Here is a 13,211-nt window from a genome sequence, read left to right on the forward strand (position 1 = left end):
TTTAGCAGGCACAGGGCTTCGCGGGTCCATCGGCCGGAGATAGAATTAGCGATGTTGCAGCCCAGATCGAACACGCCGTTCGCCGACGAGGTCCCCTGGTCGGACCGCATCACGCCCTACGACAAGGACCACTTTACAACCTATATGAGGCTCCTGGACGCCTCAGCCGACAACGCCACTGAAGAGGAAATGGCCCATGTGATCCTCGGCATTGATCCGGCACGCGAACCGGAGCGCGCACGGAACGTTCTTCGCAGTCATCTCGACCGTGCAAACTGGGTGGTGACGAGCGGCTACAAGGATTTGTTCGCCAATTGACGAAATGGGCGGTGCGGTCGCTTCGCTTCAAGCAACGAAGTAGCGCAACCACCATGCATCGACGCATCACCACAGCGCGAATGCCGCTCCAAGATGATCGCGAGGACTTCCAGTCGGCGCGGATGGCCCTGCGCTTCGCTGGTCTCATCGTTTTGTCCTCCGCTCGCCAATGGCTGCTTCCCAGGAAGCGGTGCGGCGGCGAGTCATGACAGGAAGGGGCGCGCCGTCTGAGCCGCACCGCATCCGGAGGACCGGATGGACGACCTACTGAAAGCTCACAGCTGGCTAAGGGTTGCGGGACGCCGCGGCGGGCCTAGAAGGATACGGCGCCACCTGCTGGGAAAGGCACAAACAGAGAGAATTGCGAGAGTCTAACGACGCGCTAGGAGGCGCAGCGGAATGGTCGAGACGCCAGAGCCAAGAAAAGCGGGGATCAATCCACCGGCACACGGCACGCGCGGTGAGGGCGCGGGCGCCCACTACGTGCGCAGGCTCAACAGAATCTCACACGGATCAGCATCGAGGGCCGCAGTTACGTCGAGAAACTCAATGATATCGAGACGCCGCTCGCCACCCTCATATTTCGCCACGAAAGATTGCGGACGACCAAGCTTCTCAGCCACCTGCGCCTGCGTCAGCCCTTTGACATTGCGCAGTGAGATCAACTGGGCCAGAAACCGCTGGTGGCGGGGAGATCGAAGAGATTTGGGCATTTAGGTGAACCGGTCAGGTAGAGACCGGCTCAGCGACTAATCCCCGTTTCGGATTATCCCATTTTGGGATATTCTGCCTTGCATCCAGCGATCAACATGCGAGGTTCGCGGCAGACATGAATCGATCACCGGGAACAGATAGGACTCAACGCTCAACACTGCTCGACGAAGTCCCTTGGTCTGACCGTCTTACCTCCTACGACAGGGCGCACTTTACCATCTATATGAGGCTCCTGGACGCCTCAGCCGATGAGGCGCCCGAAGAGGAAATGGCCCAACTGATCCTCGGCATTGATCCGGCACTTGAACCGGAGCGCGCCAGGAAGGCGCTTCGTAGTCATCTCGACCGTGCGAACTGGATGGTGACGAGCGGCTACAAGGAATTGTTCGCCAGCTGACAAATTCGCAGTGCTCGGTCATAGAAGCAGGCAGTTCCTGTGGCAGCCACGGTCAGGCTGATCGGGACCTGCACTACAGCCCCGGCAAAATGGCCCCAGTGGCGAGCACAATTAAGTTCCCAGGAAATCGGGTTTGGCAACCGAGCGTCTGACGTGATAGAAGGTTCCGCTCTGTCTGGATGGGTATTAGCCCGGAGCAGCACTCCATATCGTGCCGGCGCTCGACGAAGGGTCCACCTCTTCGCTTTCAAGCCGCATAACCGACAGCCATCGCCCTAAGTTAAGGGTTTAGAGATTACCGGCAGGCAGGTATGCAAGCGGGCCATCCTCGGAAACTATATAACCGCACGACTAGCTCGTCAGCGACGAAACACCCGCTCGAGCACCCATAGACTATGAGCACCGGCGCGGACTGGAAGAATACGGCTGCATCGCCCGAGCCGGCGGAACAGAAGATCTTGGCATCCAGTCAACGCTCGATACAAGGCGTGCGATCGAATGGCCCGAGCACAAGGGGATCAGAAAGCTTCTCAGAGAATTGAGGACCCTTCGGACCCCAAAAGGGCTATAGCCTGATTTTGGGTTCGCACGCCTAGCTTCTTCTTGGCATTGTCCAAATGAAAAGCGATCGTGCGTGGCTTGATACCCAAGATGCGGCCGGTCACCCAGGCTGAATTACCCCGCGCTGCCCACCTCAGGCACTCATATTCGCGGGATGTCAGCGAAATCCCATCCACTGTTCGATCGCTCGGCAATTTGCGGCGAACGCAACGATGAAAGCAGGCCGCCATCAGTTGAAGAGCTTGTTCGTACCGCTCAGCGACCCGAAGAAATACTGGACGAGGCTCATCGGCGGCAAAAGTAACCGCAGCGATGCGGCCGCGGAGATCGACAATTGGGATCGTCAAACCGCAGCAGATGCTGAATTGAGCCGCCTCATCGAATAGCTGCTGTTGAGCCGGCGACATTTTATCGCCTCCGAAATTCGATCCCCAGTGAAACGGGCAGCCGCCATTTCGAGCACGCAAGACCACAGGATCGAGTTTCTCATACTGATTTTCCAGATACTGTCTGGTCCAGCGGGGTGGATAGTTTGAAATTAGCCTCGGTTTGCCGGAAGGCCGTGCTGGCAAGGAGAGGTAGGCAAAGAAGATTAGGTCAAGTCGTCCGGCCGCCTCAGCCATGGCATCCCGGAAATCTGCCTCATCGACACTCTGTGACAGTCTTTCTAGGAATGTCTCGAAAACAAGTGGCATGTCCCTCGTCATCGTCGCGCTCGATTCTTCCTCTTTCTGCACGCCTTCCGGCTGCGTCGTGTATGTCCCGACAAACGTGATTGAATCCGCGGGCGTCGCTGGGCTGACCGGGCTCCAGAATGCTGCCACACTTTCGATCTTCGTCGGTCATCCCAATCATGCTGGGCTCACCCGATGGGCGTCTGGCAGACGCCTCATGATCTCAACAGCTCAATCAGAGAATCTCCATGCATTAAATCATGACCGCCCCTGCACCGACCAAACCAGGAGAAATCATCCTGCGCTGACCAAAAGCCATCATTGACCCCAGCTTTTGCAGGAATTTGGGTCGGCATTAGCATAACAATTCGGATAGCCGCTCATCCCCCACCCGGGGCGCCGTGATCCGCAAAGAAGTGTTGCGATGCTTTCTTTTCTTTGATAGGCAAATCGTCTCAACAATATTAAAATGCCTTTCCTTGTGAACGGGGTGGCGTGTGAGTATCGTCCTTTTATATACCTGACGTGATAAAATTCACCGCAATGATTATTCTGCTCTTTGTGATGTGAAGGAAGATAATCATCGGCATTGCCGCACTTTGGAACCGGCGACCGTGGCCCGCTGCAATGATGTAAAGGGCACGTCTAAGCTCAATCTGCATCGGAACGTGCAGATGACCTTTACCAGACCCTCGATTCCGCACGGGCCATAATGATACTGATTACGTGGGTCAAAAAGGGCGCCCTGCCGGCGGGGAGGTACACCCGCAGGGCGCGCCGCACAGAGGTCCTGGTCGTTGGGCAACAGGACAGCGGCGGCAGATCTGATTCGGTTACAAATCGTGACTGAAATAGCCCGGAGCATGCTCAAGATCAGATATCTGGAATTCAACAGTTTTGGGTCTGCTCGGCGCAGTAGCGCGCAGGGACATGCCTGCCTCCGGACTCGCTCCTTCGCGATCGCAAAATCATACGGCACCCTCGGCCTTCAGCGCGCGATAGGTGGTATCGACCGACTTTACCGTCGCGTCGACAATGATGTCGATCTCTTTTCGGGTAATGATCAGGGGGGGGGCATAACCGAGGATGTCGCCATGCGGCATGGCCCGTCCGATGACACCATTCTCAAACAGAGCAGCTGCAGTGCGCACCCCGACCTGAAGGTCGGGTTCGAATGGTATCCTTTGTTTTGGGTCCCGCATCATCTCTACGGCCGACAGGATACCCACTCCGCGAACTTCACCAACGATGGGATGTCCCGCCAGCTCGGCCTTCATCCGGTCTTGCCAATACGGTCCAACATCGCGGACATGCTCCAGAATATTTTTTTCTTTAAGCAGTCGAATATTGGCGAGCGCGGCTGCGGCACAAAGCGTGTGCCCCGAATATGTCCAGCCGTGGCCGAGTGCGCCGTGCTTCTCAGTTCCTTGTTCCAAAACCGACCAGACACGGTCGCCAATGATTGACCCGGAGATGGGGAGGTAGGCGGAACTCAAACCCTTTGCGATGGTCACGAAATCCGGACGCATGTTATACAGGTGGGAACCGAACTTCTCGCCGGTTCGCGCGAAGCCACAGACCACTTCATCCGCGATTAGAAGGATATCGTATTTGTCGAGCACCGCTTGAATGGACGTCCAGTACCCTTTGGGGGGCGGCACAATACCTCCTGTCCCAAGTACCGGCTCTCCGATAAAAGCTGCAACCGTTTCCGGTCCTTCGGCCAGGATCAAGGCTTCAAGCTCATCGGCACAGCGCCGGGAGAACGCTTCCTCGCTCTCCTCGACACGCGCCTGGCGGTAATAGTGCGGCGTGGTTGTATGGCGCACCAAATCCAGAGGCAGGTCGAAGAAATTGTGAAAGAAGGGAAGGCCAGTTAGGCTACCCGTGACCAATCCAGACCCGTGATAGCCGCGATTTCGCGAGATGATCTTTTTCTTTTCGGGCCGGCCAAGAATGTTATTATAGTACCAGACCAGCTTGATGTTGGTTTCGTTGGCATCGGAACCGGAGAGGCCGAAATAGACCCTTCGCATGTTCTGACCGAAATACTCGACCACGGCCTCTGCCAACAGGGCGACCGGCTCCGTACCTTGGCTGGCATAGACGTGCGCGAACGGCAATTCGTGTGCTTGCCTGGCAATGGCCTCGGCGATCTCCGTGCATCCATATCCCATGTTGACGCAGTAGAGTCCTCCGAAACCGTCGAGGCTCCTTCGGCCTTCGGTGTCCCAGATATAGACGCCTTCCGCACCGGCCATAATCCTATTTGGCGTTTCGCCTCGGCTGTGCTTGGCCAAATGCGTAGAAGGATGGAAGACGAAGCTTCTATCCTTCTCCCGGAGTTGCTCGGTTCCCAGATTGCTCAAGCGCATGTCCCTCTCCTCGCGATAAATTGGCGGAGGGCACTCGGCCAGCCACCTGTTTAGCAAATAGCATACCGGAAACGTCCCTCGAGTTTCTCGGGAATGCAGGTTATTGGCCGTGGAATTCGCGGGATCGGCCCGAATTGCCGTGAAAACTAAGGCGTCACCTTCGCCTTAGCCGAGGGTCGGGGGCGCGTCCTGCAAACACGAACAGCTTACGACGCGCATGCGCCCACCATAGTGCCCGATTAGCGGGCGATATTGGGTAGTGTGCTGAGGGTTCTGCAAATTCGCTGAGAGAGGGCGGTCATGGCAGGCTGGTGATGTTCAACGTCACCGATTCCCTGGAAGGAACGCCACCATGACCAAGACAGAAAGTAAGACCGCCAGCGCTGCCGTCAAAGACATTCTGCTTTCGAATCCGGATGGATTGCACGAGGTGATCCGCGCGGTGATGCAGGAGGTGCTCGAGGCCGAGATGGACGAGGCGCTGGGTGCTTCGAAGAGCGAGCGCACGCCGGAGCGTCTCGGCTATCGCTCGGGTTACTATGGCCGCACGCTTGTCACCCGGGTCGGCAAGCTTGAGCTGCGGGTTCCGCAGGACCGGGCGGGCCGCTTCTCGACCGAACTTTTCGAGCGTTACCAGCGTTCCGAGCGGGCCTTGGTGGCGACGCTTGCGGAGATGTATGTGCAGGGCGTGTCGACCCGGAAGGTCAAGGCGATCACCGAAGAGCTGTGCGGCCATGAGTTCTCGGCCTCGTCGATCTCGGCCATCAACAAGCGGCTGGACGAGAGCCAGAAGGTTCGGCCCGGCAAAGACGCGCGGCGAGAGCTCCTTGCCATCGACATCTTGATTCGCAGCCGACCAGCGCCGCCAAGTTCTATCGGTCAGCGTGTTGCCTTTCTTGCGATCGCAGATTCGTGGTTGCAGCGCAGGGCGAGCCGAGCTGCGGCTCGCAGGAGGGGGCAGCCGACAGAATTGCGCGGCCTGAAAAGCTGCCTCCATCAATGCTCGCCGCTCGTGCAGTCTCGAAACGCTGGATCAAGCCTCAACGTCGAACAGCCGCTCCTTTTCCTCGCGAAACCAGCGCCCTCGCGCGACGTGATCGTGCCTGACGATCCGACGCTTCGAGCGGGGCTCCTCAAATAGGTTGCACATGACCTGCAGCTTTCTGCCAAACTCAGCAAATCGGACGTCTTCTTATCATCGCTCGGCAAGCTCGGAACAGGCTGGCGGTCGTTGCTAAGGCTAGTCGCCGCCAGCGGATGGCGAGGATGTTTTGGCGGCTAAGTGCTTTTAGGTGGGCGATTATAAGCCGAGATCGCGATAGGTGCTTTCGCCATAGCTCCTGGCGCCATCGCCACGCTGAGCGTTTGAAAGCCGATGAAATTCGCTCGGCCAATTGGCTAGCGCGTGCTTGATGGCCTTCATCTTGAACGGCACGTGCACAACACATTTGTCCCTGATGATAGGCGGACAGCTCACATCTTGTTGCCGCGAGCCGTTAAGGTTTGCTGCGATTATCGGCAGACCTAGATCAAGAGCCAATTCCATTTCCCAGCGCACGAAGCGAAAAAGGTTTTTCGTCTTCTCACCGATCAGGACAAGTACCTGGCTCGATCCATTCATTCTGTTGCGAAGATTGCGTTTAACATAATCTTCGTCCTGTGCTCGGCCCGTCATATTGTCCAGATCGTGAGCGTTCGCGAATTCAAAACTCACATTCTCGCTGGCGTTCCACCCTTTCATAAAGCGGTATGCCCAAGCGTCTTCATCGCCGTCAAATATTACATAGGTCGGATCGCTGTATGCCATTGTTGTCTCTTAGTTGTTTTGACGAGCAACCCACTGGGTGTGCTCCCGTGAGAAAGCCAGTTCGGCTTCGTTCACCGCGGCGGAGAATGCCTCATCCGAGTTGGCGTCCGTAATAAGGTCGGCAGTCAAGCCGATCTCGTGAGCTGTCAACGTGTAAGCCGATGCCAATTCGTTAAATTTCTTGATCTGGGTCCACCCGATAAGGGAGGCGGCGATGACAATTAGCGGCTCGGTCGGCCAGCCTGGCATCGCGGGGTCAGCGATGCGTACTACGATGAACGAGAATCCCAGAGCGTATGCAAAAATACCAAGGCCCATCCAGACTTTCGCGGACCTCTTGTTCGAGCGCGCCTTCTTCTCGTACCACTTCCGTTGGTCGCAGATTCGTCTCTGCAGATATAGGTCTTTTCGTTCTTTTCGCGGGGAGTCCCTTATCGACATCATCTCGTCCGTTGTTTGGGGCGATGCTGAATCGGTGCCGCTCAACGCGCTACCAAGGTGACGATTGCTATCAAGGATATCTTCCATGAGCTTTCGAAAATCAGCTCTGGCGTCAGCCGCGCGCGCGTCATCGAACGGCTGTGCTCGCATCGCGAAGCGCCAAGTCAATGTCTTCACCGACTCTGCCAGAGCTCGAGCCTGATACCAGACCTGCTCGGGCTTTGTGACCGACCGGAAAATGAGGACTCCCATTGAGCAAAGAAATACCGCAGCATAGACACCGAAATAGGCTTTTGATGACGACAAGTCCAAAGAGAGCACCGACGCTAAAAAAAGAAGAACGTACTCTGCCCGGATCAGGCGCAGAAACGTCGCCTGCTGCTCGTTGGATGCCACGTCGGCGCTATTATAGAGTCCAGGATATTTCATTTTTGAAGCACACCAGTCTATTTTGTGGCGGTAAATTCTTTAAGCCAGGATTTGGCAAACGTGAGGTTAGCAGTCGAGCTTACAGAGCCTATTCTTGAGCGAGGCGCGGTCCCTCTGTTCATAAACAGGAATGCAGGTCCTGTCCCATCAATGTAAGGGTATAGGCCCAAAAATTCTTGCCCGGAGAATGTTTCCGAAGAATTTTTTGCCACGGGCAGAACCGCTACCGCGGTCCGAAACCCATCGAAAAAGCCAAGCTCCCAAGGCATCCATCTGGATCCTGGAGAATTGTTTGAATGCACATAGATAAGCGTCTTTGACTGCCTCATACGGGTTCGCAGCAACTCGGCGGTGGCCGAGGAGACCTTTGTGCGGTCCAGTTGTGAATCTTCGACCCAATCTACGTAAGCAGTGAACCCAAGCTCCTCGAAAATTCGCTTCACACCGAGAATGATCTCTGCGTCCTTGAAAGAATGTGACAGAAAAACGTCGAATGACGATCTGGCTGTAGCTGCGGCCGTCTCTTCCTTTAGAACGATCGATGCGGCTCTATGTCCTCGACTGGCATTCGCAACTCTTTTCAGCTCTGCCTCGGTCAGTAGCACTATTCAAATCCCCCCATGATCTGTTCGCAATCTATGAACTTGACGCCCATTCGATTAAGCGACCCTTGTCTTGTGAAAACTGGCACCATGCTCTCCAGCCGGGTAGCGCAACCTCCACCTTCTCAAAGACCACGTCGGCTGGCAGGAGTGACCGGCCTTGTCACCCACCTACGCGCCCCCGGCACAGCCATGCTCCTCACTTAGAAGGCTGCGGAGACCAGCAATGTCAAACAGGACAGACGATCTCCTAATCTCGATCAGCAACGAACTTAGGACGTAAAAACGCGATGGAGCGATCTCCGAATGTCCGCAGGCGTCGAGGGCCCGGTTGGTCGTCAAGGCCGAGCGGGCCAGCTTGCACTCCCGCTATCCGTCGGCTTGCCAAACCCTCGCTGTAGATTTCGCCCCCTACACGGATGCGCTGACCGCGACTAAGCTCAATCGCCACTGATCGCCAATCCAGGGCGAAAGTTCCCCCCTTGAAGTAGCGGTAGAGGCATTTTTCGGCACTTCGCATCTTAGATATGGACGCCTCCTCAACCAGGCACGATCCGGTTTGACTTCTCGCCGTAACCGTGCTGGGCAAGTGCGTCCGATGGCTGCTTCGATCCGTCTCCTGGAATGATCGGTTCCAGATTGCTCAAGCGCATCGTCCTTCCTCGCCATCAACTGGCGGATAGCGCTCGGCCACCTTTTTCCAGCAATTAGTATACCGCAAATGTCCCTTGAGTTTCGTCGGAATGGGCGCCTTTTGCCGACGAATCTACGGGATCCGCGCCAAACGCCGTTGAAACTTAAACTTTCGGTTTCACCGTTGCCTCAGTGCGGACAAAGGTATCGGTGAATTGGACTTCACTGGTTTCGTGACGACAAGGCTATAGTATTGATCAATGCCCAAGCCTGCCTGCAGCAGTCCCTCCATGAAATCCTGATAGGCGGCCATAGAAGGAGATGCGACCCGCATCAGATAATCGACGCGCCCCCCAATTGCCCAGCAGTCCAGGATTTCCGGGATCTCTTGGATTGCAGTTTCGAAGTGTCGTTGGTCCTCAAGACGATGGCGATCCAGCACGACTTCTACCATCACAAAGATCATGCCGCCAATGAGGGCAGGACTCAGTCGCGCATAGAATCCCTCAATAATCCCTGCGGCCTTGAGTGCTCGGAGCCGCTCCGAACAGGCCGACGCCGAAAGATGAACTCGTTTTGCAAGCTCACTTTTTGAAATCCGACCGTCTGCCTGAATCTCGGAGAGAATCCGGACGTCCCAACTGTCGAGTTGCACGGGGTCGGGTTTCGACTTCATAACCTGTTGCTCTCAAGCAGCGATGACAGCGCCTTGTGCGCCGATCAATTCTATCCATCTTGAATGACCGAATGTAGTAGTGGAACGCATCCGTTCTCGGTCCGAGATGTGCCAGAATGGGGTACGACAATCAGCTGAGGGAGAGCGATCCGCTGAGAAAAGCTGCAGAAGTACTTTGGCTATCGCCCCGACGCCTAACGGGGCAATGATGCCGCTGGAGAGATTAGTCGGCGGCGGCGAAGACCTCCTAATAAATAGATACCCCATTTTCTTGAATCTCCGCTGCCGTACTTGATAGACGTGCGACGGCATTCGAGCCTCGATCGCGTGGACGGCATACTCAATGCAGTATTCAGTGGCACATTCAGCTATTGGGGTGAATTGAAGGCCTTGCTCGTCCGGCTCGCCGAGGCGCAAGGCACCGCAAATGCCGCTCGTCTCACGGCAATTTGACGCTGGAGTCTGGCCGAAATCGCCCAACGGAAAGACTCAAACGCCGATGTTGCGTGCGATGCTGTCGGCCGCCATACGCTTACGCCACTCAAGAGGCCCGGAATTGTGAATGGAGTTTCCCTCAACATCGACGGCCATGATAACAGGCATGTCCTGCACATCGAATTCATAGATGGCTTCCATGCCCAGGTCTTCAAAGGCAACGATCCGCGCCGCCTTAATCGATTTTGAGATCAGGTACGCAGCGCCACCCACTGCAGCAAGGTATGGCGTTTTGTGTCTTACAATCGAGGCGATGGCCGCCGGTCCCCTCTCCGCTTTGCCCACCATCGCGAAAAGGCCGGTTTCGGCGAGCACCTTGTCCGTAAAATCGTCCAAGCGGCTGGAGGTTGTTGGACCGGCGGGTCCAACGATCTCATTTCTCGCTGCCCGGACGGGACCGACGTAGTAGATCACGCGTCCCCGCAGATCGACTGGAAGCGGCTTGCCGGCATCGATCAGTTCGACCATTCGTTTGTGGGCAGCGTCACGGCCCGTCAGCATCTTTCCAGACAGCAGGAGCGTTTCACCGCAGCGCCACGATGCCGTCTCTTCCTTCGTCAGCGTATCTAAATTGACCCGCCGGACGCCGGCTGGGTTCAATTCGTCGGCTTCGATGTCGGGCCATTCGCGCAAATCGGGCGGCTGGAGGCTGATGGGTCCAGACCCGTCCAAAGTAAACTTCAGGTGCCGGTTGGCGGCGCATTGCGGGATGAGCGCCACGGGCTTGGACGCTGCATGAGTAGGATAGGTCGCAACCTTGACGTCAACGACTGTCGTCAGACCACCAAGGCCTTGGGCGCCGATACCAAGCGCGTTGATCCGCTCATAAAGCTCAATCCGCAGCCCCTCCTCTGCGCTTGACGCCCCCCTTGCGATCAGTTCCGCCATATCGATGGGCTCGTTCATGGCCTCCTTGGCCAGCAGCATCGCCTTTTCAGCGCTACCACCGATGCCGACAGAGATCAGTCCAGGTGGACACCACCCGCTGCCAAGGGTCGAAACGGTATTGACCACCCAGTCGGAAACGGAGGCGGTGGGATTGAGGGTGGTAAAACGTGCCTTGTTCTCCGACCCGCCGCCTTTCGCGGCGATGGTGATCTCAATCTGGTTACCTTGCACCAGGTCGACATGGACAACTGCCGGCGTGTTGTCTCGGGTGTTGACCCGTCTAGCGAGGGGATCCGCAACGATCGATGCCCGAAGGGGATTGTCCGGATCGAGATAGGCTTGACGTACGCCCTCATTCACAAGATCAGCGAAACTGGCCGTTGACTTAATGCGGGCATCCATGCCGACCTTTGCGAAGACAACCACAAGTCCGGTGTCCTGACAAATCGGGCGCCGCCCAAAGGCCGCCATGCGGGAGTTCAGCAGAATCTGACCTATGGCATTCTTCGCCGACGGGCTCTGTTCTCGCGTGTATGCGTGAGAAAGAGACCGGATATAATCTGGAGGATGATAGTACGAGATGTACTGAAGGGCGTCGGCGACGCTCCTTGTGATGTCGCTACCGGCCATGGTCCGTGTTCTGTTTCCCACCGGATTTTATCCAAATGAACCGAGGCCATTGACCATTTTCAGAATCTGGAAGCTTCGCACCCCCTGCTCGCCGCCTTCATATCCATAGCCGCTTTGCTTGACTCCTCCATAAGGGGCATCAGCGGAAACCCCTTTCAGGTAATTCACACTAACAGCGCCCGCAGAAAGACCGCCCACAAGCCTCTGTTGCGTATCGGCCGCGCCAGTAAACAAGTAGGCGGCCAGACCGTACTCCGTGGCGTTGGCTTCATCGATCGCCTCTTCGATCGTATCGAAAGGAGCCACGCTGAGAATTGGTCCGAACGGCTCTTCATGAAGTACTCTCGCTTCCTTCGGTACGCCAGTCAGGATGGTTGGCGGCCAGTAAAACCCCGGTCGGTCAAGGGGGGTGCCACCGGTCTCGATTTGGGCGCCGCCCTCTACCGCATCTTTGGTCAGGCGTTGCATGGCCTCGATTCGCCGCGCGTTTGCCATGGGACCCATCTGCGTTGCAGGGTCATCCGGTGGACCGATCCTGATTTTTCGGACCGCCTCCGTCATCCGGAACAGGAATTCCTCATAGCGGGATCGGGCGACAAGAATCCTGCTGGGCGCATTACAACTCTGGCCCGCGCACTCGAATTTGTATTCCGAAATAGCCGGTATCGCCGTTGCCAGGTCGGCATCTTCGCACACAATAACCGGGGAATGTCCACCGAGCTCAAGGATGCAGCGCTGCAGATTATTCGCGGCCAGTGTGGCCAGCTGTTTCCCAACAGCGGTCGACCCCGTGAACGTCAAGACTTTGACAATTGGCGAACTGAGCAGATGCCGTGATATATGCACAGGAACACCGAACACCAGGTTGACCACGCCTTCCGGTATCCCTGCTTGACGCAAAGATTCCACGATATGGACAGCCACGCTTGGCGTCTCTTCGGCCCCTTTGAGGATCACCGGGCAGCCTGCCGCCAGCGCGGGGGCGAGCTTGCGGGCGATGAGAACGGCTGGATAGTTCCACGGCGTAAAGGCAGCGACGACACCGAGGGCCTCCGGGACGATCATCCTGTTCGGACCCAACGGAATCGGGGTCGACAACTCATCGGCATGCCGGCCATTCCATTCCAGCGTTTCGACTGCGCGCGCGTACTCTCCTGTTGCTTCGGCAATCGTCTTTCCCTGTTCGGACGACAGGTCCCTGGCTGCGGCGCCAGCTTTCTCTGCCAGAATGCTGGCGGCAGAGACGAGTATCTCGCCACGCTCTTTGGCGGGTCGTGAGGACCACGCCTTGCGGCTGCGTTCTGCCGAAGCAAGAGCTTCATCCAAGTCTGAAACCGTAGCCGAGGCCACTGAGGCAAATACCTTCTCCGTCGCCGGGTTGATCACCGGCAAAGTGGCTCGGCTACCACCGGCTCGCCATTTGCCATTAATGAAGAGCTCGTAACTCTTGGCGTCGGACATCGCGGGCTCCACTTGACTGAATTCTTGCATACGAGCGCAGTTTCGATATCGAAACTGCTGAACTCGCTTGAGCCAGTTTCATCGCGATGGTCGCGGCGGGTCAAATATCG

General features: G+C 56.7%; 10 protein-coding genes and 1 pseudogene. 3 read left to right on the forward strand and 8 right to left on the reverse strand.

All coding sequences use genetic code 11. The features are described from left to right. Positions 1-51: 51 nt before the first annotated feature. The gene (locus EN861_RS08620) at positions 52-318 is read left to right on the forward strand and encodes a DUF2285 domain-containing protein (RefSeq protein ID WP_126097361.1); all 267 of its coding nucleotides are present in this window, start codon (positions 52-54) and stop codon (positions 316-318) included. A 479-nt stretch (positions 319-797) separates the two neighbouring features. Here EN861_RS08620 and EN861_RS08625 read toward each other — a convergent pair whose 3' ends face one another. Beyond that, on the reverse strand, positions 798-1,031 hold the full coding sequence (locus EN861_RS08625; protein WP_126097360.1) for a helix-turn-helix transcriptional regulator: 234 nt from the start codon (positions 1,029-1,031) through the stop codon (positions 798-800). Positions 1,032-1,147: 116 nt separating this feature from the next. Between EN861_RS08625 and EN861_RS08630 the strand changes: the two genes are divergently transcribed. Continuing rightward, entirely contained in the window at positions 1,148-1,429 is a 282-nt protein-coding gene (locus tag EN861_RS08630; RefSeq protein ID WP_135863270.1) for a DUF2285 domain-containing protein, read from the forward strand. Between the two features lie 530 nt (positions 1,430-1,959). On the opposite strand, the gene EN861_RS08635 is transcribed toward EN861_RS08630, so the two are convergent. Then, complete coding sequence (locus EN861_RS08635; protein WP_126102498.1) at positions 1,960-2,697, reverse strand: LuxR family transcriptional regulator; 738 nt, start codon at positions 2,695-2,697, stop codon at positions 1,960-1,962. Between the two features lie 935 nt (positions 2,698-3,632). Then, entirely contained in the window at positions 3,633-5,039 is a 1,407-nt protein-coding gene (locus tag EN861_RS08640) for an aminotransferase (RefSeq protein ID WP_063169303.1), read from the reverse strand. A gap of 352 nt (positions 5,040-5,391) precedes the next feature. Between EN861_RS08640 and EN861_RS08645 the strand changes: the two are divergent. Beyond that, positions 5,392-5,826, forward strand: a pseudogene (locus EN861_RS08645) (transposase); the annotation flags it as partial. Between the two features lie 513 nt (positions 5,827-6,339). Here EN861_RS08645 and EN861_RS08650 read toward each other — a convergent pair. From EN861_RS08650 to EN861_RS08670, 5 genes are all read right to left on the reverse strand, one after another. Then, on the reverse strand, positions 6,340-6,846 hold the full coding sequence (locus tag EN861_RS08650; RefSeq protein WP_126097358.1) for a TIR domain-containing protein: 507 nt from the start codon (positions 6,844-6,846) through the stop codon (positions 6,340-6,342). Positions 6,847-6,855: 9 nt separating this feature from the next. Then, positions 6,856-7,716, reverse strand: coding sequence for a DUF4231 domain-containing protein (locus tag EN861_RS08655; RefSeq protein ID WP_095488148.1), 861 nt, complete (start codon positions 7,714-7,716; stop codon positions 6,856-6,858). A 1,413-nt stretch (positions 7,717-9,129) separates the two neighbouring features. After that, positions 9,130-9,627 (reverse strand): Lrp/AsnC family transcriptional regulator, encoded by a 498-nt coding sequence (locus EN861_RS08660; protein WP_095488146.1) that lies wholly within the window; start codon positions 9,625-9,627, stop codon positions 9,130-9,132. A gap of 489 nt (positions 9,628-10,116) precedes the next feature. Beyond that, positions 10,117-11,640: a fumarate hydratase gene (locus EN861_RS08665; RefSeq protein WP_135863273.1), complete on the reverse strand. Its 1,524-nt coding sequence runs from the start codon at positions 11,638-11,640 to the stop codon at positions 10,117-10,119. A gap of 27 nt (positions 11,641-11,667) precedes the next feature. Continuing rightward, on the reverse strand, positions 11,668-13,101 hold the full coding sequence (locus EN861_RS08670) for an NAD-dependent succinate-semialdehyde dehydrogenase (RefSeq protein ID WP_126097356.1): 1,434 nt from the start codon (positions 13,099-13,101) through the stop codon (positions 11,668-11,670). Positions 13,102-13,211: the final 110 nt, after the last annotated feature.

This window comes from Mesorhizobium sp. M8A.F.Ca.ET.218.01.1.1 (assembly GCF_004791165.1).
In the GTDB taxonomy this organism is placed as follows: Bacteria; Pseudomonadota; Alphaproteobacteria; order Rhizobiales; family Rhizobiaceae; genus Mesorhizobium.

Excerpts from the sequence above, each read along its gene's own strand:
- EN861_RS08620 (WP_126097361.1), top strand. The coding sequence starts at position 52 with ATGTTGCAGCCCAGATCGAACACGCCGTTCGCCGACGAGGTCCCCTGG.
- EN861_RS08625 (WP_126097360.1), bottom strand. The coding sequence starts at position 1,031 with ATGCCCAAATCTCTTCGATCTCCCCGCCACCAGCGGTTTCTGGCCCAG.
- EN861_RS08630 (WP_135863270.1), top strand. The coding sequence starts at position 1,148 with ATGAATCGATCACCGGGAACAGATAGGACTCAACGCTCAACACTGCTC.
- EN861_RS08635 (WP_126102498.1), bottom strand. The coding sequence starts at position 2,697 with ATGACGAGGGACATGCCACTTGTTTTCGAGACATTCCTAGAAAGACTG.
- EN861_RS08640 (WP_063169303.1), bottom strand. The coding sequence starts at position 5,039 with ATGCGCTTGAGCAATCTGGGAACCGAGCAACTCCGGGAGAAGGATAGA.
- EN861_RS08650 (WP_126097358.1), bottom strand. The coding sequence starts at position 6,846 with ATGGCATACAGCGATCCGACCTATGTAATATTTGACGGCGATGAAGAC.
- EN861_RS08655 (WP_095488148.1), bottom strand. The coding sequence starts at position 7,716 with ATGAAATATCCTGGACTCTATAATAGCGCCGACGTGGCATCCAACGAG.
- EN861_RS08660 (WP_095488146.1), bottom strand. The coding sequence starts at position 9,627 with ATGAAGTCGAAACCCGACCCCGTGCAACTCGACAGTTGGGACGTCCGG.
- EN861_RS08665 (WP_135863273.1), bottom strand. The coding sequence starts at position 11,640 with ATGGCCGGTAGCGACATCACAAGGAGCGTCGCCGACGCCCTTCAGTAC.
- EN861_RS08670 (WP_126097356.1), bottom strand. The coding sequence starts at position 13,101 with ATGTCCGACGCCAAGAGTTACGAGCTCTTCATTAATGGCAAATGGCGA.